Annotated in this window: 25 protein-coding genes and 1 tRNA gene; 1 reads left to right on the forward strand and 25 read right to left on the reverse strand. The window is 45.3% G+C overall.

The genetic code is table 11. The features are described 5' to 3' along the window. Positions 1-13: 13 nt before the first annotated feature. The 9 genes from HXT32_RS05465 to nusA form a co-directional block, all read right to left on the reverse strand. Positions 14-571, reverse strand: coding sequence for a cysteine hydrolase (locus HXT32_RS05465; RefSeq protein ID WP_004109612.1), 558 nt, complete (start codon positions 569-571; stop codon positions 14-16). Between the two features lie 41 nt (positions 572-612). After that, positions 613-2,121 (reverse strand): purine-cytosine permease family protein, encoded by a 1,509-nt coding sequence (locus tag HXT32_RS05470; RefSeq protein ID WP_422118943.1) that lies wholly within the window; start codon positions 2,119-2,121, stop codon positions 613-615. A gap of 75 nt (positions 2,122-2,196) precedes the next feature. Then, the gene (locus HXT32_RS05475) at positions 2,197-3,321 is read right to left on the reverse strand and encodes a PfkB family carbohydrate kinase (protein ID WP_116773820.1); all 1,125 of its coding nucleotides are present in this window, start codon (positions 3,319-3,321) and stop codon (positions 2,197-2,199) included. Between the two features lie 54 nt (positions 3,322-3,375). Beyond that, complete coding sequence (locus HXT32_RS05480) at positions 3,376-4,419, reverse strand: ADP-ribosylglycohydrolase family protein (RefSeq protein ID WP_422118944.1); 1,044 nt, start codon at positions 4,417-4,419, stop codon at positions 3,376-3,378. A 120-nt stretch (positions 4,420-4,539) separates the two neighbouring features. After that, on the reverse strand, positions 4,540-5,784 hold the full coding sequence (gene ribF / locus HXT32_RS05485) for a bifunctional riboflavin kinase/FMN adenylyltransferase (protein WP_422118945.1): 1,245 nt from the start codon (positions 5,782-5,784) through the stop codon (positions 4,540-4,542). 61 nt (positions 5,785-5,845) lie between these two features. Then, positions 5,846-6,949 (reverse strand): tRNA pseudouridine(55) synthase TruB, encoded by a 1,104-nt coding sequence (truB, locus tag HXT32_RS05490; protein ID WP_004105445.1) that lies wholly within the window; start codon positions 6,947-6,949, stop codon positions 5,846-5,848. A gap of 48 nt (positions 6,950-6,997) precedes the next feature. Further along, complete coding sequence (gene rbfA, locus HXT32_RS05495; protein WP_004109626.1) at positions 6,998-7,552, reverse strand: 30S ribosome-binding factor RbfA; 555 nt, start codon at positions 7,550-7,552, stop codon at positions 6,998-7,000. Positions 7,553-7,554: 2 nt separating this feature from the next. Then, positions 7,555-10,419: a translation initiation factor IF-2 gene (gene infB, locus HXT32_RS05500; protein ID WP_102706235.1), complete on the reverse strand. Its 2,865-nt coding sequence runs from the start codon at positions 10,417-10,419 to the stop codon at positions 7,555-7,557. Positions 10,420-10,737: 318 nt separating this feature from the next. After that, positions 10,738-11,820, reverse strand: a complete 1,083-nt coding sequence (gene nusA / locus HXT32_RS05505; protein ID WP_004109632.1) for a transcription termination factor NusA — start codon at positions 11,818-11,820, stop codon at positions 10,738-10,740. A gap of 170 nt (positions 11,821-11,990) precedes the next feature. On the opposite strand from nusA, the gene HXT32_RS05510 reads away from it, so the two are divergent. Next, on the forward strand, positions 11,991-12,992 hold the full coding sequence (locus HXT32_RS05510; protein ID WP_064622096.1) for a hypothetical protein: 1,002 nt from the start codon (positions 11,991-11,993) through the stop codon (positions 12,990-12,992). Positions 12,993-13,433: 441 nt separating this feature from the next. On the opposite strand, the gene HXT32_RS05515 is transcribed toward HXT32_RS05510, so the two are convergent. The 16 genes from HXT32_RS05515 to rplF all read right to left on the reverse strand — a co-directional run bounded on the left by HXT32_RS05515 (position 13,434) and on the right by rplF (position 23,419). After that, a tRNA-Ser gene (locus tag HXT32_RS05515) sits at positions 13,434-13,519 on the reverse strand. A gap of 91 nt (positions 13,520-13,610) precedes the next feature. Then, positions 13,611-14,528, reverse strand: coding sequence for a tRNA pseudouridine synthase A (locus HXT32_RS05520; protein WP_064622099.1), 918 nt, complete (start codon positions 14,526-14,528; stop codon positions 13,611-13,613). Positions 14,529-14,555: 27 nt separating this feature from the next. Beyond that, a complete protein-coding gene (locus HXT32_RS05525; protein WP_119504591.1) occupies positions 14,556-15,800 on the reverse strand; it encodes an Mbeg1-like protein in 1,245 nt (414 codons plus the stop codon). Positions 15,801-15,928: 128 nt separating this feature from the next. Further along, positions 15,929-16,363, reverse strand: a complete 435-nt coding sequence (gene rplQ, locus HXT32_RS05530) for a 50S ribosomal protein L17 (RefSeq protein WP_004129014.1) — start codon at positions 16,361-16,363, stop codon at positions 15,929-15,931. Positions 16,364-16,440: 77 nt separating this feature from the next. Continuing rightward, on the reverse strand, positions 16,441-17,436 hold the full coding sequence (locus HXT32_RS05535) for a DNA-directed RNA polymerase subunit alpha (RefSeq protein WP_004574084.1): 996 nt from the start codon (positions 17,434-17,436) through the stop codon (positions 16,441-16,443). Between the two features lie 79 nt (positions 17,437-17,515). Continuing rightward, positions 17,516-17,914, reverse strand: a complete 399-nt coding sequence (rpsK, locus tag HXT32_RS05540) for a 30S ribosomal protein S11 (RefSeq protein ID WP_004105468.1) — start codon at positions 17,912-17,914, stop codon at positions 17,516-17,518. An 83-nt stretch (positions 17,915-17,997) separates the two neighbouring features. Further along, positions 17,998-18,375 (reverse strand): 30S ribosomal protein S13, encoded by a 378-nt coding sequence (gene rpsM, locus HXT32_RS05545; RefSeq protein ID WP_004105472.1) that lies wholly within the window; start codon positions 18,373-18,375, stop codon positions 17,998-18,000. Between the two features lie 144 nt (positions 18,376-18,519). After that, positions 18,520-18,633: a 50S ribosomal protein L36 gene (gene rpmJ / locus HXT32_RS05550; protein ID WP_003842636.1), complete on the reverse strand. Its 114-nt coding sequence runs from the start codon at positions 18,631-18,633 to the stop codon at positions 18,520-18,522. A gap of 20 nt (positions 18,634-18,653) precedes the next feature. Continuing rightward, positions 18,654-18,872: a translation initiation factor IF-1 gene (gene infA / locus HXT32_RS05555; protein ID WP_004105485.1), complete on the reverse strand. Its 219-nt coding sequence runs from the start codon at positions 18,870-18,872 to the stop codon at positions 18,654-18,656. Positions 18,873-19,014: 142 nt separating this feature from the next. Then, complete coding sequence (locus HXT32_RS05560; protein ID WP_012913828.1) at positions 19,015-19,575, reverse strand: adenylate kinase; 561 nt, start codon at positions 19,573-19,575, stop codon at positions 19,015-19,017. A 28-nt stretch (positions 19,576-19,603) separates the two neighbouring features. After that, positions 19,604-20,947: a preprotein translocase subunit SecY gene (gene secY / locus HXT32_RS05565; RefSeq protein WP_004574086.1), complete on the reverse strand. Its 1,344-nt coding sequence runs from the start codon at positions 20,945-20,947 to the stop codon at positions 19,604-19,606. A gap of 194 nt (positions 20,948-21,141) precedes the next feature. Next, positions 21,142-21,597 (reverse strand): 50S ribosomal protein L15, encoded by a 456-nt coding sequence (rplO, locus tag HXT32_RS05570; RefSeq protein ID WP_004109667.1) that lies wholly within the window; start codon positions 21,595-21,597, stop codon positions 21,142-21,144. Between the two features lie 2 nt (positions 21,598-21,599). Further along, entirely contained in the window at positions 21,600-21,782 is a 183-nt protein-coding gene (rpmD, locus tag HXT32_RS05575) for a 50S ribosomal protein L30 (protein WP_004105491.1), read from the reverse strand. Then, entirely contained in the window at positions 21,782-22,510 is a 729-nt protein-coding gene (gene rpsE / locus HXT32_RS05580; protein ID WP_004574087.1) for a 30S ribosomal protein S5, read from the reverse strand. The genes rpmD and rpsE overlap by 1 nt, the downstream gene beginning before the upstream one ends. Continuing rightward, positions 22,507-22,878, reverse strand: a complete 372-nt coding sequence (gene rplR / locus HXT32_RS05585; protein WP_004109670.1) for a 50S ribosomal protein L18 — start codon at positions 22,876-22,878, stop codon at positions 22,507-22,509. The genes rpsE and rplR overlap by 4 nt, the downstream gene beginning before the upstream one ends. A gap of 1 nt (position 22,879) precedes the next feature. Further along, complete coding sequence (gene rplF, locus HXT32_RS05590; protein WP_004109673.1) at positions 22,880-23,419, reverse strand: 50S ribosomal protein L6; 540 nt, start codon at positions 23,417-23,419, stop codon at positions 22,880-22,882.

The raw sequence follows: 23,419 nt of genomic DNA on the forward strand, positions 1-23,419 counted from the left end.
AAGTGCTACTACTTTAAAGGATTTCGCTTGTGCTGCACACTGTTATAAGCGGTGTAAAAAGCTCCATAGTTTTAAGAGCTAGCTTATGATTTTCCGGCGTGCTTCCTGCACAAGCATCTTCTGCAATACGCACAGCAACGCCATTATCCGCTGCAGCTAAAGCAGTTGTTAATACGCAACAATCTGTTGCAACTCCGCAAATTGTTATTTTGCGACATTCGCCTAATGCAGCCTTAAGTTTCGTACCCCACTTTCCGAAAGTTTCGCAAGTAACTACAGTGTGACCTTCCGCAAGTTCTGCTGTTTCTGGAGTGAAGTCATACATTGGGTCGTCAGGTTTTACGAGGAATTGTGGCCAATCTTTAAAATAGTCAACCCAAGCGTTTTCTGGCTTAAGCGGTGCTACATAGCGCGTGTAAATTACTCGATTACCATAAGCTTTTGCAAGTTTTGTAAAAGCTTCTGTTGTTGAATCGTAAGTGTGATCTGCACACGCCCAAGTCGACCACTCACTTTCGCAAAAAACGCGCTGTCTGTCGATTACCACTAACCATTCGTCTTCTTTAATCATTTGAATATCCTTTCATACGAATATCCTTTTTATTTTTATTTTTATTCTGCAATTTCGCTTGTCTGCAAACCTACTTCGCTTGTTGGCAAATCCGCTTCTTGCTCAGCAATATCTTTACGCTGGAAAATTAAAGAGCCGATCAAGCCGATTAGTAGCGCAACTATTACGCCCAGGTTTGCACCAGCCCAGCTACTTGATTTTCCGCCAACAAGCCAAAGCAAATAACCTTGCCATGTAAGCCATTTCGCTGCAGAGTTTACGACCAAACCCCATCCAACAATCGTTCCAACGCAAAGAATTGTAAAAGCTTTAACATTCCAAGCGCCATAGCGACCTTCCGGCTTATACAAGTCCTCAGTGCAATAATCTTTTTTGCGAACAAGCACATCCGTAGTAAACATTCCAGCCCAAACAGCCATTGGCACTCCCAAAGTTGTTAAGAAGCCTTGGAATGGTCCAATAAATGTGTCGGAGAAGAACGTGACATAAACAACACCAAGAGTAGTTAGAATTGCAGTAATAATTGCTGCAACAGTTCTAGGAATACGTATTCCAAAAGATAGCAACGCAAGACCGTTTGAATAATTGTCCATAATTGCTCCAGACATAAGTCCTAGAACCGCTACAATCGTATACGGAATCAAATACCACGCTGGCAAGATTGCCGCAATTGCTCCAATCGGGTCGTTTCCAACGTTTTGAGCTAATTTCATATTAGAAGCTGCGAGTAGAAGACCGTAGAAAATTAGGAACACGTTTGCAATTGACGCTCCAAAAGTAGTCCAAAAAACGATTCCGCTATTTGAAGATTTTCTAGGCAAGTATCTTGAGTAATCAGCAGCAACATTAACCCATCCTATGCCGAAGCCAGTCATAACGAAGAAGCAGCAACCGAGCATTGCAGGAAGAGATCCGTTTGGAATTTGACCAATCGCAGCAAAGTTTATGTGTCCCCAGCCTAGTACGAAGAATCCAAGAGTGATTATTCCCGTTACAATTGTTATAACTTGCTGGCACTTCATAATTAAGTCGTAGCCGTAAATTCCAACAATTACAATTAATCCAACTACGATGATTGTGCTCACGATTTTAACACTCGTGCCACTACCCCAGCCGATCTTTTCTGCGGCTGTTGCCATTGCAAGAACGGCAGTTATTGCTAGCGAAATCTCCCATCCGAGCGTTGCAATCCAACTTAGTGCTGCTGGAATGTTTGCTCCACGTACGCCGAACGTTGCGCGAGTCAATACCATTGTTGGAGCGTTTCCGCGTTTGCCGGCTATTGAGATTACCCCAACCAGCAAGAATGATACGATTACGCCGATTATTGTCATTAATGTTGCTTGCCAGAAGGATATTGCAAAACCTAATGCCCACGCTCCGTACGACATGGCAAATACTGAAATATTTGCTGCAAACCACGGCCAGAATAAGCTTGCCGGCGTTCCTTTACGCTCGCTTTCACTGATTGTGTCTATGCCTTGTTCCTCAATGCTTAAGGAACTTTGGGTTTGTTGAGCTTTAGCTTCATCTACTTTAACTTTACTCATTGTTTCACCTAGTTTCTTTTTTAGGTTGATTTGCTTGTCTTTGCACAACGTAAGAAAAGTTAACAAATGTTGGTGTTAATAAACATTTGTTTTAATAAAATCTTCTATCTCCTTTTTCGTAGGGCACGTTGCAGGCCCGTATTTGGTAACAGCAATGGCTGCCGCAGCGTTCGCATACAAAACTGCTTGCTTAAGCGTCATTTTGTAGCCTATGCAAGCCGCAAGTACGCCAGTATGCGCATCTCCAGCTCCATTTGTATCTACTGCTTTTACTTGAAAACCTTTAATATGCTCGGCTTCTTTGCCTAAATCACACACCCAAGCTCCGCAAGATCCTGCATGAACGATGAGCGGAGCTTTTAACACACGCTGTAAACGCTCGATTTTGTATTTTGTAAGTTGATTATTAGTTGCGCAAATAGCATCTTCACTAGCACCTTCGCTAGCTACTTCGCTAACACCGTCACTAGCACATTCGTTGCATTTAGCATCATTCCAAGCGTTAAGCCTTTTTGCTAAAATCTCAGCTTCTCTAGCATTACACAACCAAATTGGCGCGTAGTCAATCAAGGCTTTTAAATCTTCATCTGAAATATTTGCAATCATTGGAGACGCATCAAAAATCGCTGTAAACCGGCGCTTGTGTTTATCAAAAGAACTCTCTAAAGCACTACTACCTAAACCGCACAAACCGCTTGTTCTTAGCATAAACCGCAAAAGCGCGCGCTTTATAGGACTTACAAACGTGTATCCGCTAATGTACACAACATCTTGCGGATTTGGGTTTACTAAGTCAAAAGCATGCTCGTCACCACTAGTTTCCGCACCTTTAGTAGATATAAAAGTTCGCTCTGCGCTTTTATCCGTAAGAGCTATGCAAAATCCTGAATCAAGCATGGAATTTTTTGTGCCAATATGCGAAATATGTGCTTCGTTTAAAGCTTTAGAAATAATATTTGCAAAATATCCTTCACCCAAAACGCCAGCCCATTGCGCTTTAGCTCCCATTTGACTTGCAGCAAATAGCATGTTGTAACTTGCACCAGCGCTCATACTATACGAGTTTGCAAATATGTCTTCACCTGGTTTAGGAACGGAATTAACTTTCATAGTTACATCTACGATAATTTGACCAAGTGAGATTACTTGCGGCACGACCAAACTTGCTTTTTCATTCAAGCTTATGTTTGATTTGTACATTGCAATCGCCTCTAAAAGCTACTATGCAGCATATTCTCTACTTTTCTCAATCTTCTAATTTTTTCTCATTAAGCACAAAGCATACACCATCTTTTCTACGTCGTAGCAGTGTTCAATTCGCAAATTCTCTAAAACGCGTTCTCGTATTTTTGTATCGAATACTTGCAGACCGTATTTTGAACCCAACATTGCAGAACACATTGCAGCAATCGTATCGGTATCTCCGCCAATCGATGCTGCAAAACACGCAGCTTTGGTTGGTTCATTTGCAAAGCGAGTTGCAATTGCGAAAGCTGCAGCTACGGATTCATTAGCTTCAACACTTGTACCACAATCATTTTGCAACATTTCAGCAAAATCATCGTCACTTACAGATAAGCAACTCAACTCCTCAGCTTTTTTAGTGAAAAAATCGACCCTACTTATAACGCTTGCTTTTGCGCTCCAATTACCATATTTTGGAAGCGATTTTACGAATTTTATTGCTTCTTTAAGCGGATTTTCACAACCTTCAATACCTAAACTTACTGCCACAGCAACGAGTGTTGTAGATTCAATTCCTTGAGTCGTATTGTGAGTAATTAAGCATGATTTTCTGGCTGCCTTAGCAAGCGATTCACCTGGTTTGAAAGCAATGCCAATTGGTGTCGCGCGCATTGCACCACCATTAGTTGTGCCAAATTTGCCTGTTTCTTCAGGACTTACTCCATTTACAAGCGCTTTTAAAGCTGACTTAGTTGACGGTCCTAGCAAATCCAAGGAGCCTTTTTCGCGCATTGCATCTTCCCAATCTAGAAGATTTTGCGCATACTTGTTGTTGTCAATATTGCCATTATCTGCGATTATGCGTTCAGCAAGTAAAAAAGCTTGCTCCGTATCATCTGTTACAGAACCTGCTTTCATATTTGGCGCGATTGGCTGCTGACTTACAGCGTCCATTAATCTTGTAATTGGAACGCCATAAAAACGGCGTATGCTTTGAGCGCTCATGCTTTGAGTTGGCATTCCAAGCGCATCGCCTATAGCAAGACCAACAATAGCTCCAAACGCGCGATTATATGTTTCACTTTGCTCAAGATTGATTGCTGCGTTTATCATAAGTATATTTTATGCTTTCGCAAACACAACTTTAAAAGCACTTGGGCTATAAGTTAAACGCAACTAAGCGCAACTAAGCGCAATTAAACGCAATTAAACGCAGCTAAGCAAATATCAAAATCAGACTTCAGACTCAGCATCTGTAATCTCGCGCACTTGCTCAACATTAGCTTTGAGCATATCTTTTAACGCGTCAACTGAATCAAAAGTCTGCTGCGGGCGCAAGAAACTAGCAAACTCGATGCAAACGCGATGTCCGTACAAATCTTTCCAATCATCGAACAATCCGTAAGCTTCAACAGTGCGCTCTGCATCTTCTTCGCCATCTTTATTAAATGTTGGCTTAGTTCCAATAGAAATCGCAGCAGGCCAACGCCACGGAGAATGAACGCCTAAATGAAGCTCGTCACGACGCAAAACACTCACATCTGGAACAGCATTTTTCGATGGTCTGACATCGTTCTTATTGTCAGCATCTAAATCAACAACCCATCCTGCATACACGCCATCAACTGGCACATAGCCTTCAATTTTTTCGCCAAGATTTACTGTTGGGAATCCAATCTCGCGCCCACGCTCGTCTCCATGAACTACTGTTCCTTCAACGCGATGCGGCTGATCCAAAATTTCACGCGCTTCTTTGACTCGACCAGTAGCCAACATCCAGCGCACATTTGTAGAACTCCAAGCACGCACTTTCTTATTTGGCATGCTCTTGCTCCAAGCACGATATTCAGCTTTATTCATGCCCTCAGAAGGATCTTTAGGATCTCCAGGTTCCTGTGGAACTTCACGAACAATAGGATCAGGCACGCGAACGTCATCTGGACCCAAATCCTCTACTTCAATAAGCTCAAAAACTCCAGTTGCTTGAGACAACTCACGAATTGCTTTAATATCACCAGCACGACGAGCACCAAGCGCAGCATCAGAGCCAAGAACTAATGCTCGCATACCAAGCTTTCCAACGAGCTGACCTAAGAAGAAACGGTACGATTTTGCAGCAAAAGCAAGGCTGTAGCGCACAATCACAACATGATCAACATCCAACTGTGACATCACACGCAAACGTTGACGCACGCTTGTAAGAGCATCCGGATCGTCCGGGAGTTTAGAATTAACGTCGCCAAAATCATCGTATAAATCAGGATTAGCATGCACTACGCTTGGACGCGGATCAAACATAATCACTACTGAAAACGCTCCATGACGATGCGCAAGATCCACAGTACGACGAATAACCTCGCGATGACCTTTGTGCATACCGTCGAATACGCCAATGGTAACAACCGCTTTACGCTCCGCACTTAACGTTGGCCAATTAATCATGCCGTTGGCATCTGGTCGAATGTCGATGACCTTCATGATATCCTTACTATCCGCGTTCAAGCATTACTCAAGCAAACTACGCAAAATACGCAATTCGTTATTTTAAATACTTATCTAGTTTACCAGTCTTCTCGCTTGCCGGAAATACCACAATTGGTTTGATTTGATTACTTTTTATATTTTTTGTCAATTCAACTACTGCAACAACGTCACATTCCTCAGTATTTGCGTTTGAAACGTACGCTATTGCAGGATAATTTTCGTAATTTATGCCAGATTTAAGCTCAATCCAGCGCCCAAAACGTAAGTCTTTAGCTTGATTCTCATCAATGCTTAAAGTTGGAAGCGAATGCGAAGCTGCATCCATCATATTTAAGCAAATTTTAGGAAGCATATTATTTGCGTCAAAATCGTCACTAGGAACTGCTTTTGAGCGATGCTGCAATACTCCATTGCGATCAGTAAATTCTCGCATTTGCGAGCGAAGTTTAAGAACTCGCGAATCAGTAACCGAAAAATCACCAACGCTAGTGCGACGAAGCTGAGTAAGATGTCCACCAACTCCTAGTAAGCGACCTAAATCACGAGCTAAAGCGCGAATATATGTTCCACTACTGCAAGAAACTTTTGCAGATATATCGCATACGAGTTTCCCACTCACTCCCCTAGTAATTCGAGGATTGCTCACTGAAAAATCACTAACAAATATCTCTCTAGGAGCAATCTCTACTGATTTTCCTTCGCGCGCTAAATCATAAGCGCGTTGACCATTAATTTTAATAGCAGAAAAAGCAGTAGGAGCTTGCATAATTTTGCCTACTAAATTTTCGCTAACAACTTGCTTAATTCGCTCAAAAGACAGTGACTTTTCAAAAGACATGTCTTTATTAGCGACGTGAACCCCCGGACCTATATTTAATGCGTCATTCGGAAGAATTTCACCTTCTGCATCATCAGTAGTAGTTGCTTCTCCTAAGCGGATTACTGCTTCATAGGTTTTATTGTGCCCCAACATGTAATTTAAAAGTCGCGTTGCATTGCCAAAACCTATGATTAACAATCCTGTTGCCATAGGATCAAGCGTTCCTGCGTGCCCAACTCGCTTTGTATGCAACAAATGACGAGCGCATGCAACAATATCGTGACTTGTAACACCTTGCGGCTTATCTACAAGCAGTAATCCTGAATCTGGTATGCACATAAGTTAAATCTAGCTACTATACGATTCACATTGAGTTTGCTTTGAGATTTAATTGTTGTCAGACGATTCAGACGTGCCTTCAAAGTCGTCGCTTTCAAAGTCATCGTCGTCGTCAAAATCGTCGTCGTCGAAATTATCATCGTCAAAGTCATCGTCAGATTCTTCAACTTCGCGCGGCTTCTTATACGGATCGACATCGCCAGCATACTTAGCATTTTCACGCAACTTAGCTAATTCTTCATCACGATGACGAGCTGCAACAAGAATATCCTCAATTTCATGCGCTTCAGATGGCACTTCGTCATAAATAAATTGCAATTGGGGAGTCAAACGCAATCCAGCTTTTGCACCGACCAAAGAGCGCAGTCGACCGTGAGCCTGCTGCAAAGCTTGTGCTGCACGCTGACGCTCGCCCTGCTCTTTACCTTCGTGACCAAGTTGCGTCCAGTAAACCTTTGCAATTTGCAAATCGTTCGTAACGCGCACTTCCGTAATAGTCACACTCGCCAAACGCTTATCATGCAAATGCGATTCCATATTAGAAGCGATTACGCGCTGAATTAATGCTGCAATACGTGCAGCTCTAGGATTCGTTCCTGCCATAATTACTTGCGCTCAATCTGCTTCATTTCAAAGGTTTCGATTATATCGCCAAGCTCAATGTCATTGAAGCTGCCGAGATTAATACCAGCTTCGTAACCTTCGCTAACGGATTGCACGTCATCCTTAAACCTACGCAAGCTGGAAATCTCCAGGTCGTTGACTGTAGCAACGCCGTCGCGCAAAATACGGCACTTCGTACCGCGCTTGACTTCGCCATCTTGAACCATAACACCAGCAATATTGCCGAACTTGGAAGAACGGAAGATTTCGCGAATTTCGGAATGCGAAGTAACAACTTCTTCGAATTCTGGCTTAAGCATACCCTTCAAAGCAGCTTCGATATCTTCGATTGCCTTGTAAATAACTGAGTAGTACTTAACTTCCACGCCTTCACGGTCTGCCAAATCAGCAACTTGACGGTTTGGACGCACGTTGAAGCCAATAATCACAGCCTTATCGACAGTTGCCAAGTTCACATCATTCTGAGTAATTGCACCAACACCGCGGTGAATAACCTGGATGCCAACTTCCTCAGAGACCTCAATCTTCATCAAGGAATCTTCCAAAGCTTCAACAGAACCAGAAGAATCGCCCTTAATAACGATGTTCAGCATGTCAACTTCAGACTTAGCGAACTGTTCCTTAAGGCTTTCAAGAGACACAACCTTGCGGCGCTTAGCAAGCTGAGCTGCACGCTCTGTAGCTGCACGCTTTTCAGCAATTTGACGAGCAGAACGGTCGTCCGAAGTAACCAAGAACAAGTCGCCAGCGGTTGGAACAGAAGTTAAACCAAGCACCTGAACAGGAGTGGAAGGAGCCGCATCCTGCAAATGCTTGCCGTTCTCGTCAAGCATAGCGCGCACACGGCCATAAGAAGTGCCAGCAACAATAGAATCACCAATGTGAAGAGTACCTTGCTGCACAAGAACAGTAGCAACAGCACCACGACCCTTATCGAGTCGAGCTTCGATAGTTGCACCGCGAGCATCCATATTTGGATTTGCCTTAGGATCAAGCTCAGCGTCAGCAGTCAACAACACAGCTTCAAGAAGCTTATTGACGTTAGTGCCCTGCTTTGCAGAAATATCCACAAACATGGTGTCGCCGCCGTATTCTTCAGCAACTAAACCGTATTCTGTAAGCTGACCGCGAACCTTTTCAGGATTAGCACCTTCAACATCAATCTTGTTCACAGCCACAACAATTGGCACATGAGCAGCTTGAGCGTGGTTAATAGCTTCAACAGTCTGAGGCATTACGCCGTCGTCTGCTGCAACAACAAGAATTGCAACGTCTGTAAGCTCAGCACCGCGAGCACGCATAGCAGTAAACGCTTCGTGACCTGGAGTATCGAGGAACGTAATCTTACGAGGTTTTCCTTCAAGATTTACAGTTACTTGATAAGCACCGATACGCTGAGTAATGCCACCTGCTTCGCGATCGATAACATTCGACTTACGGATGGTATCAAGCAAGCGAGTTTTACCGTGATCGACGTGACCCATAACAGTAACAACAGGCGGACGAGATTGCAAATCGTCATCTTCTTGCAGCTCTTCTTCGTCCAAATCGATGTCAAACTGCTGCAAAAGCTCTTTATCTTCTTCTTCAGCAGAAACAATGCTGATATTCCAGCCGATTTCTTCACCCAAAATTTGGAATGTTGATTCATCCAAAGATTGTGTAGATGTTGCCATTTCTCCCAAGTGGAAGAGCACAGTTACCAAAGCTGCTGGATTTACATCAATCTTTTCCGCCAAATCAGAAAGAGTTGCGCCTTGACGCAAGCGAATCGTAGCGCCGTTACCAGAAGGAATACGCACGCCGCCAATCACTGGTGCTTTAAGCTCTTCGTATTCACGACGTTTCGCTAAACGATTCTTACGAGCCTTAGAAGATTTACCACCTTGACGACCGAATGCGCCTGCAGCTCCTGCACGACCGCGACCGCCGCCACGCGATGGACCACCATTAGGTGCGCCTGCTGCAGCAGCCTGGAAGCTAGCTCCTTGAGATGCAAAACGAGATTCTGCAGATGGGCGAGAAGATGCACCAGAGCCAGCACCTGCGCCACCTTGACCACGACGCTGACCCGACCACTGCGATGAGCGTGCGCCACCTTGACCAGAGCGGCCACCACGCGAGCGGCCACCGCGTTCTGCACGTTCACCACGCGAACCTTGAGGTCCAGAGCCAGCTTGACCTGGACGACCACCGCGGCCATTTTCAGCACCAGGACGAGACATCGGATGAGGACGTGGAATATCTCCAGGTGTAGGAGCACGCATACCTTGCTTACGGCTAAACGGATTATTACCAGGACGTGGAGCAGATGCGCCTGCACCTTGTGCATTCTGGTGCGGACGAGGGCGAGGAGGCATCTGTGAACGATCTGAGTGAGATTGACCTTGAGCTTGCTGTCGCGATTCGCCGCGATTATCACGATTATCATTGCGACGATCATTTTTTCTATTTTCGCCGGCAGCAGCATTAGAACGCGAAGGATTGTTTGAACGAGTATGATTTGCACCCGGCTTTGGAACAAAATGAGAAGCTGTGTTGTGCACAGGCTGGTTAGCAGAAGAGCCAGCTACAGAATCACTGTGTGACGAATCTTTAGCTTGAGGTTTAGCCTGCGGCTTAGCTTGAGACTTAGCTTTTGGCGCAGCAGGCTTACTTGCACTAGATGCCTTTTCGGACTTATTTCCGTCAGATGCTAACGCTGTTTGCAAACGACGAACTACTGGAGCCTCAACTGTTGAAGAAGCAGACTTAACAAATTCGCCCATGCTCTTCAAACGCTCCAACACGGTTTTACTGTCTACACCAAATTCTTTGGCCAGTTCATACACGCGCTTTTTAACCACTCAGTGTTCTCCTCTGTCTGTGGCAGCGCTAGTACACGCGACCACTTTACATTATTGCGAGCTTATTATTTATTATCGTGCGATATATCATCGTGCGACCATGATCTTATACCTCGTCTCCCGCCGGACGATGGCGATTGCCTTTCGCCCAGATTCCAGCTTTTAGCATACTCGAAACGTTGGATTGACTCGAGTGTCGCTAAATGCCACGCGAGAGACTACTTTATTTGCACACCACTAGCAAAATAAACAATCAAGAAGTGCTAAACATTGCGGAAATATCAATCTAAAAATATTTAGCACTTCTCAATTAACAATCTATTCAGCAGCAGATGCGTTATTATTCAAATCAGCTGAAGCAGGCTGAGCATTTTGTGCTTGAGCTGCAGCAACCTTCTTAGCATGCTCTTCCGCAGACTCAATACCAATCTTCCAACCAGTCAACTTTGCAGCCAAACGAGCGTTCTGACCTTCTTTACCAATAGCAAGAGAAAGCTGAGCATCATGAATAAAAGCAACTGCAGTTTGATTCTTTTCACTCACTACTTGCACTTGTGTAGCAGTAGCAGGCGAAAGAGCAGCAGCAACAAACTTTGCTGGATCAGACGACCAATCGACAATATCAATTTTCTCTTGACCCAAGTTTTCCATTACAGCACGCACGCGTGAACCGCCAGGACCAATTAAAGCACCCTTTGGATTCACACCTTCAGTATTAGCTCTAACAGCAATCTTTGTGCGAGCTCCGGCTTCACGTGCAATCGACATAATAGAAACTGCTCCAGAAACAAGTTCCGGCACTTCTCGCTCAAAAAGACGACGGACTAATTCAGGATGTGAACGTGAAACAACAATTTCCGGACCACGCAAACCACGAGCAACATTTACGACATATACGCGAATACGCTCACCATGGCGGTAACGTTCACCTGGAACCTGCTCGCGACGCGGCAAAATAGCTTCAACGTCTCCAACAGCAACGTGGATATTAGTGTTATCTTTTGCGTCTTGTTGAATAATGCCGTTAATAAGCTTTCCTTTTTGACCAGAAAACGCACCAAACACGCGATCATCTTCAGCTTTACGGAAAATTTGACTAATAACTTGACGAGCCGTTGCAGCAGCTAAACGACCAAAATCATGAGGAGTATCGTCATACTCCTCTCCCAGCGTTGGAGCTGGATACGGGTTATCTTCAGTAGGTTTACCAGGAATTTCATCCCTAGCCCACACAGTGAACGAACCTGCACGTTCGTCCAATTCAACTCGCACATGCTTTGCAGGATGAGCGGTTTTCATATACGCAAGACGCAAGGCCTCGGCGAGCGCCTCGTCCAGCTCCTCGGCATTAATCCCCTGCTGTGCCGCAAGCTGATGCATTCCCGCCAAATCCAATTCCATCGCGCACGTCCTCTCGTTATAACGCATTAATTTATGATTATTAATTGTAACTATTAAAGCACACTTATTTTTTCTTCTAACGACAGTTAGCTTTAATTGTTGCAGACTTAGAACAAATACCAAATTAATAAATCGATATTGGTCACAGTCAGTGGCTATTTTAGTAGATTATGCAGACACTTTATGTTTTGTTAAATGACATGCGCAAACAAGTAAAACGCAGTATTGCCAGAGCACTCGTGCTTCTTATATGCGTTTTAATATCTCCACTGCTAACAGCCTGTGGAACATTACAAAACATTCACGTCGAGCATACAGTTCACACAGCAGCTCCAGAAAATGCATGTGCTAAAGCATACAGACTTGCGCAAAAAAAGCAGCGCGAAATCAAAAAGAACCAAAACGACACATCCATTAAGGATTTTGAAACCGCAGCAAAATATTGGAAAACTGTCGCTCAGCAATGCCCAGGAAGATTAAGCGAAAGCATTATATACAGCACGCAAGCTCAATGGGAAATGCTTTCGAAGAAAAATAGTAACGAAAATTCAAATAATGTAAGCAATAAAAGCGGAAACGAAAGCTCAGAAAATACAAAAACTACAACAGCGCAACAAATGGAGCACGATTCATACGCGAATCTTATAGAAGTAATAAATCATTACAAAAACTTCAAATGGACACATCAACCCTTAGCTCAAGCTGCAGAAGCTGAAGACAAACTTGCTTTTATTTTACAAACACTAGCAGCGAGAAAAGAGCAAAATATAGCATTGGAATACAGCGATATGGCGTCGACAAACGCTCAAACTCTTATGCGAGTTGCAGGAGAAGGAACAGACTTGCGCAAAAAAGTTTACGATATTCCTCAAGAGGCGTTAGAAAGCGGAAAAACACATGATTCAGCAAGCGGAAAAGATCTGTCGATTACCGCTATAGCTTATATGGATTGCGCTAGAGAAGAGCTAGCTGCTTTTAATCAAATAATAACTATTACGTCAAAAAATAATAATGCATCCGAGAATAACGTTACTGCAAAAAGCGATGATAACGATTCTGTAATGCGCGCTCAACAAACTCTTAAAAATGCAACTGTGCAATTAATCACATCTAGACTGCTAAGAGCTTATGAACTTGGGTATCCTACTGATACGAAGCTTATTTTGAAGTAAAACTTAACCTTGGGGCTTTTAGCCTATAGGGCATTCCCCTTTACACACAAAATAGGACTCGACTTCAAACGCGAGAGAAAGTTCGCACGGATTACGATCGCTTACGAAGTTCGGCGAATTAAAAAAGCCTAAAGCAAAAACAACCACACTAATCTGCCCTGCCTGCGTCAATCGAGACGCAGGCAGACCTCGCTTTCACTGAAAGTGCACTGCACTTTCAGTTTTGAGAAAGCTCGGCAGAATAAAAAAGCTTCAAGCGCGAAATACGGCAACACAAACCTAACACACTACGTTAAACACACTAGCCCACACTTTCTGTGTCTTTATTGACGCAGAAAGACCTCGCTTGCGTTGGAAGCACACTGTGCTTCCAACCTGAGCAAGCTCGGCGAATTAAAAAGCCTAAAGCAATTTTTACATGCTTTAGGCTTGGTTAATTCGCGGATGAAGCGAGATTCGAACTCGCGGAGGATTTTACCCTCACACGCTTTCGAGGCGTGCTCCTTAGACCGCTCGGACATTCATCCACTTACGATTTGTCGCACTGAAAGCGCATACAAACGCAACTTTTCAATTGTAAACCATGCCACGAATATAAATTTATGGCGAGTTGAAACGTTATAACTCAGACGAATCACGGCGAGCGCGAATTTTTTCAGCGCGAGAAGCAAGCTCCTCATCAGGAGGATAAGCTACATATTCCAATGTCAATCCATGAGGATCAATTGGACCCGTCGAGCCTTCACGAAGAGGAACATTGATCTTTTCCTCAAACCAATCAAAAGAACGCTTACCACGCCCAATCTGCACGCAAGCTTGCACAAGAGAACGCACCATATTGTGCGCAAAAGCATCAGCAACAATAGTAAATTCAAGCAAACCCTGCTCAACAGGCGGCACGCATCCAGTTTTAAGCTTAACGCGCACGTCATTAGCACGCGTTCCCACGCGTTCCCAACAGGCACTTTTTACATCGCGAATAGTAGTACCTCCAGGATTAGGGCGCGCAAAAGATCCAAAATCGTGAAGGCCAATCATAAGCCTCGCAGCCTGGTTCATTGCATCAACATCCAAAACATCATCAAGTTTCAAAACAAAACCGCGCATACGAGGGTCATAATCACAATAATCAGAAGCGTCGCAAATACGATATACATACGTGCGCTCTAACGCAGAAAAGCGTGCATCAAAACCAATGGGCGCAACGCTAACCTTATGCAACGAAATATCTTGTGGCAAAACATGCTTAAGCCTGTACTCGAGCGCGCAAACACCGTCCAATCCGGTATGACCTACGCATCGCAATAAAGTTTCTTCACAAACATCAAGATGACAAACCTGATGCGACGCATGCACACCCGTATCCGTACGACCAGCCACAGTAAGGCGCAGCGGCTCAGCAACATCCCCTTCTGGCACACGCAATACTGTGTGCAAAGCCCCCTCAATTTCACCCTGCACAGTTCGCAAAGTAGGCTGCTTAGCCCAACCGTAAAATCCGCCACCATCGTAAGCTAAATCTAAGCGAAGTCGCATTCAAAACCTTTCCAAACAGACTTTACACTAGCTTTTCTTATCCGAAGAGCTGCCGCCCGCAAGCGCAAAAGCACTCATAACACTACGAATAAGCTCATAAGTTTTTGAATCAATGTGCATTGTAATCTTCAATAATTTAGGAACAACATCCGACCAATGCGAAGATATTTCATCAAAAGTTGAGTAACCTAAACTGCTAAAAATGCTGTAAACGCTGTCAATTCTGCGCTTTCGCTCCTCAAATGGCAGATTCATCATCCACTCGTTTGTAGCCTTAGAAACAGCCAGAGCGCGCGGAGTTACGCAATCACAGTAGTCAAAATCACCATTTTTAACCTGCCAATACATGCCAAGATGTTGCATTAATCCAATCGAATCGGCAAATGTAACCTTATACGGCACTCCCGTATCCATAATCAATCCAATAAAGGCAGACTGCGGAACTACTTTTTCAATACGACTTGAAACATTCGCAAAAACGCTTGTGTCCACTACATCAGACGCAAAACCAGGTCCGTCCATAGAATAAATTTTTGATACAAGATCACCTAATTTTTGACTTGTAGCATCTAAGCGCATAGCCGCATAAGCAGCCATGTTCCCACCTTTTGAATGACCGACAACAATAATATTTGGATTATTATTTTGCAAGTCTACGGAAGATTTTGAAAAGCGGGCAAAAAGTTTGTTCGCAAAAATTTTATTAAAGAAGTTTTTATTAGGATAACGTTTGCTATATCTTTGCGCTACAGAAGTCAAATATTCAGCAGCAGATTCTTGCGCTGGCACTGGGCAGCGGAAAGCCATGTTGAAATCTTCTTTCCACCCAACAAGCGTACTGTCAGTGCCGCGATACGCAACAACAAGAGTATGAGGATTATCAATCCCCTCGCAATTGCTAAGATCAAAAGTAACTCCAGCAAACTGCTGCTCTAATGATTCGTCAATATTTGATTCATCAAACCTCTCAAGATACTCCCCTACGCGAATTCCCCTATACCTAGGGCTGGAAGCGACAGCAAGAAGCAGCTTCCTACGGAATTTATCTACTTTAGGAGACCCAGAAGCAAACATTGACGAATATTCTTCTATTCTAAGCAATTCGTTAATAGATACAGTAGAAATATTCTTTGGATTATCGCAATATTTTGGCACGTACGTTGGCATATTTATATAAGATAGCTCGCACAAAATCAGCGCATCTACGGCATTAAACTTGCGCTGAGCGAAGGTAGAGAAATCGTTGCGCAACAAATCAATAACATTCGACATAATTCAATAATAATACAAATAAAAAACGAGCCGAGGAAATCCTCGACTCGTTTTAGCAATTCTTCAAGAAGCGATTTTACGCTTAACTTTAAGATTTACTTTACCGATGCGTAAAGCTGAAATGCTGACTACTCGGCAGCTTCTTCTTTAGCTGCAACCTTGGTAGCTGCTTCAGCTTCCTTCACAACAGCCTTCTTTGGGCTTACTGGCTCAGTTACGAGCTCAATAATTGCCTGAGGAGCGGTATCACCACGACGTGGAGCAATCTTCACGATACGTGTGTAACCACCTTCACGCTGCTTCATCTGCTCAGCAATCTGAGTGAAAAGCACGTGAACCACGGACTTGTTGCGAATTACACGCAACACACGACGACGCGAATGCAAATCGCCACGCTTAGCGAACGAAATCAAACGCTCAGCAAGCGGACGAAGACGCTTTGCCTTTGGCAACGTCGTTACGATACGACCGTGCTGGAAGAGGCTGGTCGCCATATTGGCCAGCATCAGGCGCTCATGAGCCGGGCTAGAAGCCAGACGAGGGCCTTGTTTCGGTGTAGGCATTATTACTCCTTATTGTCGCATCGTTCAGGTGGGCATCAACCCGAACATCCGAACGTTACGACGATTGCAGGCGGAACTTACTCGTCTTCAGGCGAGAAGAAAGTGCCACCTTCGAGATTATTGGCGTCGAAGCCAATCGGTGAAGCCTTCAAAGACAGACCCATTGCCTGCAACTTCTCTTTAACTTCATCGATGGATTTCATGCCGAAATTACGAATATCGAGCAAATCCTGCTCAGTGTGAACTACCAGTTCGCCGACTGTATGAATACCCTCACGTTTCAAGCAATTATAGCTACGCTGAGTAAAATTCATATCTTCAATCGGTATAGCCAACTGAGAATCAGCTTCATCATGAGTTGGCGCTGGACCAACTTCAACACCTTCAGCATCAACGTTAAGCTCACGGCAAAGACCGAAAAGCTCAACTAAAGTCGAGCCTGCAGATGCAACTGCATCACGCGGTGTAATAGCTGGCTTGGTTTCCACATCCAGGATGAGCTTATCGAAGTCCGTGCGCTGTTCCACGCGGGTAGCTTCGACCTTATAGCTCACCTTCAAAACTGGTGAGTAGATCGAATCCACAGGAATGCGGCCGATTTCGCTGTTCTCCTGCTTGTTCATCTGAGCTGGCACGTAGCCGCGACCGCGTTCAACAGTAAACTCAATTTCAAGTTCACCATCTTCTGCGAGTGTAGCAATATGCAAGTCAGGATTAGCAATAGTAACACCGGCTGGAGGAGTAATATCTCCAGCAGTGGCCTCACCTTTACCATTCTTGCGCAAATACATCACTACAGGCTCGTCGTACTCACTCGTGAGCACGATGCCCTTGATGTTCAGCAGAATTTCAGTGACATCTTCTTCAACACCTGGCAGAGTCGTAAACTCATGCAAAGCTCCAGAGATGCGAACCGAAGTAACGGCAGCACCTGGAATAGAGCTTAACAAGGTACGACGCAGCGAATTGCCGAGAGTGTAGCCAAAACCTGGTTCCAGCGGCTCAATAGTAAAGCGAGAACGCTGGGGATTCAGTGATTCCTCGGTAAGTGTCGGACGCTGTGCGATAAGCACTTTGGTATCCTTTCAGCTTCTGGTCGGTGGTGCACTCGCCGCCCATAAGCGGGTTGGATGGATGGATTCGTAAGAGTGCTCAGACGCGGCGACGCTTTGGTGGGCGTACGCCGTTATGCGCTTGTGGGGTAACGTCGGTAATAGAACCAACTTCGAGACCCGCGGACTGGAGGGAACGGATAGCGGTTTCACGACCGGAACCTGGACCCTTAACAAACACGTCGACCTTCTTGAGGCCATGCTCCATTGCCTTGCGTGCAGCAGACTCAGCAGCCATACCTGCAGCGTAAGGAGTCGACTTACGGGAACCCTTAAAGCCGACATCACCGCCGGAAGCCCAAGAAAGGACTGCACCGGATGGATCGGTAATGGAGATAATCGTGTTATTGAATGTTGATTTAATATGCGCCTGCCCAACCGGCACCGACTTGCGGTCCCGGCGACGCGGCTTGCGCGAGGCTTGCTTTGCAGCTGCCATTGACCCTCGTTTCCTAATGACGAATGAGTTGGTATGTCTAGACGATGGAAATATATCCGTGGCCTAGAGCCGACCACCGACTACTATCGGGTGGCCTTCTTCTTCCCGGCGACAGTACGCTTCGGACCCTTGCGAGTACGAGCATTAGTCTTAGTACGCTGACCACGCACAGGAAGACCCTTGCGATGACGCTGGCCTTGATAGCAGTTGATCTGAATCTTACGACGGATGTCAGCGTCAATCTCACGACGCAAATCGCCTTCAATCTTGTAATTGGCCTCAAGATAATCACGCAAGGTGATCAGCTGTTCATCCGTAAGATCCTTGACGCGAGTGTCCGGATTAACACCGGTCGCGGCAAGCGTTTCCTTAGCGCGAGTACGACCAACACCAAAAATGTAGGTGAGGGCAATCTCAATGCGCTTCTCATTGGGAATATCTACTCCGGCAAGACGTGCCATTGTAATTCCTTTACTGTTACGCAGGTCGTGCACCAAGTCTTCCGCACTAATAGAAATTAAGTGCGGCCTGGGCCTGCGCACCCAGGGTTCAGCTTAGGCTGTGACTTAGCGCCTTATTCTTTGTATTCCGCGATGGAAATCTGCTCAGCCCTGACGCTGCTTATGACGTGGGTTAATGCAGATCACCATGACGCGGCCGTGACGGCGGATCACGCGGCAGTTTTCGCAGATCCTCTTCACGCTAGGGCTGACCTTCATGGTTTTCCTTTGCTTGTACCTTACTTATAACGGTACGTAATACGCCCACGATTTAGATCGTAAGGGCTCATTTCTAGCACTACACGATCTTGAGGAAGAATGCGAATATAATTTTTACGCATCTTACCAGAAATCGTAGCTAAAACAATGTGCTCATTCTCAAGCTGAACGCGAAACATCGCATTTGGTAGTGCTTCTACTACCGTGCCTTCGACTTCAATCACACCGTCTTTTGCCATGAGCCTCGTTCCGTTCCTTGGGCATACTACTTTGCGCATCCGAAGACACGCCAATCTTTTATAATACAGTAAATGCGTCCCATTCAACACTCGGCGTGTCGAACAGAACGCATTTTACTTTTTAAATTTAAAAACGCACTACTTAATTAAGTGATTCAACAATGCGATTATTGATTTCCTTAATATCTCCAACGCCATCTACTTCAACCAACTGACCGCGGCTATCATAGATATCAAGCAATGGAGCTGTTTCCTTCTCATACGTTTCTAAACGCTTAGCAATTACTTCTGGAGTATCGTCAGAACGACCTTGCTCCACTGCACGCTTTTGCATGCGTTCGAGCAAAACATCGCGCTCAGCCTCGAGAGCCACAACGTGATCGAGAGGAGTGCCAAGCTCTTCCAACATACGATCCAAAGCTTGAACCTGAGAAGCGTTGCGAGGATAACCGTCGAGAATCCAGCCGCTCTTTGCATCGTCCTGAGCAAGACGATCCTTAACAATGCTGTTAGTCAGCTCATCTGGAACCAACTCGCCCTTGTCAAGATATCCCTGAACCTGTTTTCCAAGCTCAGTATGATTCTTAAGGTTATAGCGGAAAATATCACCAGTAGAAATCGCTGGAATGCCATAATGCTCACTTAACAAAGCGGCCTGAGTGCCTTTTCCAACGCCCTGTGGACCCATAATTAGTAATCGCATATTCATCTCCTTAGCTCACTAACTGTAGTTACTTAGATACTTGCTTTTGCTCATCATGCTTGAACAAGAAACCAGCATACTGGAATTGTTCAGTCTGAGCCTTTGCTTGACGCAACGTATCCAAACCAACGCCAGCAATAATCAAAATTGTTGTACCACCAAATGGCAATTTTGTATTCAAATGCAAAGCCATAATCAAAACGGTAGGAATCAATGCAACAAAGAGCAAATAAATAGCACCGACAGTATTCAACCTATTCATAACATAGCTAAGATAATGACTTGTAGCACTACCAGCGCGAATGCCTGGTATGAAGCCACCATACTCTTTCATGTTATCTGCAGTCTCATCAGGATTAAAAGTAATCTCTGTGTAGAAGAAGCAGAAGAACACAATCATTACTGTGTAAAACGCAATATACCAAGCAGAAGTGGAATTAGCCAAATTAGCTTCAATCCAATTCACCCAAGCCTTGCTCTTATCTCCAAACTGAGCAATAAGGGTAGGAACAGCAAGAATTGACGAAGCAAAGATTGGTGGAATAACACCACTCATATTTACCTTTAATGGCAAATAAGTCGAAGAGCCGCCATACATTTTTCGGCCAATCATGCGACGCGTATACTGCACAGGAATACGACGCTGAGCAAGCTCAACAAAGTCAACAAATATGAGGATAACAATCAAAACGCCACCAACAATAGCGAACTTATTCCAATCGCCATTAGAACCGTTGGTTCCCCAACCAATCTCCCAAAGCTTTGGTAAGAAGCCAGAGCAAATAGACATAAAGATTAAGACAGACATGCCTTGACCGATACCCTTATCGGTAATGAGTTCTGCCATCCACATAATAAGACCAGTGCCGCCAGTCATGATCAAAACCATGACAATAAGGCTCCACATGCTTCCGTCTGGAATAATATTATTTCCGCACTGATAATTAAACAAAGCACCCGTACGTGCTGTTACCAAAATCGTAGTAGATTGCAAAATTGCCAATCCAATAGTTAGGTAACGCGTGTACTGCGTAAGCTTTGTTTCTCCAGACTGACCTTCCTTATGAAGAGCTTCGAAGCGAGGAATAACCACGCGCAAAAGCTGAATCACAATGGAAGCAGTGATGTAAGGCATAACACCCAAAGCAAAAATAGAAAGCTGCAACAGCGAGCCACCTGAGAACAAGTTAACTAACCCAATAAAGTTCTCGCTCGATGAAGCTAATTTAACAGTGCAAGCGTGCACAACTTTATAGTCCACACCCGGAATCGGAATAAATGAACCAATACGATAAATAATTATCATAGCGAAGACGAAGAGGATCTTGTTCCTCAACTCCTTCGTCCTGAAGGCCTGGATTAACGTTTTCACCTGGGTCTTCCTCCCTTTTTTCGCGCACTCCTAGGCGCAACAGTGCAAAAAACAAACTCTGAGACGATAGTTTAACCCACGGTACCTACTGAAATAGGTTATTGTGAGTTTTGGTGATAAAAATAGTCCCTCTAGACAATGCTAGAGGGACTATCACAGATTTATAACTGCATCAAGCTTTAAGTAGCCTTTAACTACTCTTCGCTGATGGAGCCGCCGGCAGCCTCAACCTTTGCCTTAGCAGAAGCAGAAGCCTTCATACCCTTAAGAGTCAAAGCAACAGTCAATTCACCATCGCCAAGAACCTTTACAGGATAGCCATCACGTACAGCGCCCTTAGTAATAAGGTCAGCTACAGTAACCTCGCCACCCTTTGGGAAAAGGTCAGCAAGATCTGCAACGTTGACGACTTGGAATTCCTTCTTGAAAGGACTCTTGAAGCCACGCAACTTAGGCAAGCGCATGTACAGTGGGAGCTGACCACCTTCGAAGCCAGGACGAACCTGATAACGCTTCTTTGTGCCCTTATCACCACGACCTGAGGTCTTACCCTTAGAGCCTTCACCACGACCTACACGGATGCGATCCTTCTTAGCTCCTGGAGCTGGACGCAACGTGTGCATATGCAGCATTGGTTCTTCGTTAGCCATAATCAGTCGACCTCCTCGACGCTCACCAAGTGACGAACGGCCATAACCAAGCCACGATTGACGGGGGTGTCCTCGCGAACTACGCTGTGACCAATCTTATGAAGGCCGAGCGTATGAACATTCGCGCGCTGGCGCTCAGTTGTATGAACTAAACCATGCACCAGAGTGATCTTCAAATTTGACATCACTCACCATCCTTTGCTTCAGATGCCTTGGCGGCCTGAGCTTCTTCGCGAGCCTTGCGAGCTTCGGCAATGCCAGCAGCACGCTCACGGAGCAAAGCATCAGGAGCGACTTCCTCAAGAGAAAGACCACGACGAGCAGAAATCTCTTCTGGCTCTTCGAGCTTCTTCAAAGCGTCCACAGTAGCACGCACTACGTTTACAGCAGTTGCAGAGCCCATGGACTTGGTGAGGATGTCCGTGATGCCGGCGCATTCCATAACAGCGCGTACAGCACCACCAGCAATTACACCAGTACCTGGAGCAGCTGGACGGAGCAACACAGTACCAGCAGCATCGTGACCGAGCACTGGATGAGTGACGGTGCCACGAATGCGTGGAACAGTGAACATATGCTTCTTAGCGTCAAGCTGACCCTTAGCAATAGCAGCTGGAACTTCGCGAGACTTGCCGTAACCAACACCAACAGTGCCCTTACCGTCGCCAACAACAACAAGTGCTGCAAAGCTAAAGGTACGACCACCCTTGTGGGTCTTGGAAACACGGTTAATAGTAACTACGCGATCCAGAAGCTCTTCGCCACGGTTTTCTTCACGACGATTACGACGTTCGCCGCGTTTACCCTCGCCCTTGTTACGGCGAGAACGACGATCATCGTTACGCTCCTCAGCGGATGCCTGAGTGTTCTGAGTTTCTTCAGCCACTTGGGTTTCCTTTTCGTTGTCGCTCACAGTGCCAGACCTCCCTGACGGGCGCCTTCAGCCACTGCTGCGACGCGACCATGATATTTGTTACCGCCACGGTCGAAGACTACAGCGGTGATACCCGCTTCCTTCGCCTTAGCCGCTACTAATTCGCCAACCTTGGTTGCAGCTTCAGTCTTCGTGCCAGTGAAACCAGCGAAGTCAGCAGTCAAAGTGGAAGCACTTACCAAAGTAATTCCCTTGGTATCATCCACAATCTGAGCAACCATATGACGGTTAGAACGGGAAACAACTAAACGAGGACGTTCAGATGTGCCGGCAATGTGCTTACGAAGACGGGCGTGACGACGCAAACGTGCGACTTTGGTACCCTTACCGAAAATCTTAACGCTCATATCACTTACCAGCCTTTCCAGCCTTGCGCAGGATACGTTCATCGGTGTACTTAATACCCTTACCCTTGTAAGGTTCTGGAGCACGAAGCTTACGAATGTTAGCAGCAACCTGACCAACAGTCTGCTTATCGGTGCCCTTTACGATTACCTGGTTAGGATTTGGCAACTCGAACTCAATACCTGCCGGTGGTTGAACGGTAATAGTGTGAGAATAACCGAGCGAGAACTCAATGCCCTTGCCCTTCATCACTGCACGATAACCGGTACCGACAATATCCAAAGTCTTGGTGTAGCCTTCATGTACACCCTTCACCATAGAAGCAACAATTGCGCGAGCCAAACCATGCTTTGCACGAGTTGGACGCAAATCGTCAACTGGAGTCAGAACAATCTGATTGTCAGCGACTGCTGCGGTGATTCCCTCTGGAATTTCATAAGAATCAGAACCCTTAGCGCCTTTGACGCTGAAGGACTGACCTTCAATCTTTACTTCCACGCCTGCAGGAATGTCGACGGGGAGCTTACCAATATGCGATGCCAT

Origin of the sequence: Gardnerella sp. DNF00747 (assembly GCF_049262675.1) — a bacterium.
In the GTDB taxonomy this organism is placed as follows: domain Bacteria; phylum Actinomycetota; class Actinomycetes; order Actinomycetales; family Bifidobacteriaceae; genus Bifidobacterium; species Bifidobacterium swidsinskii.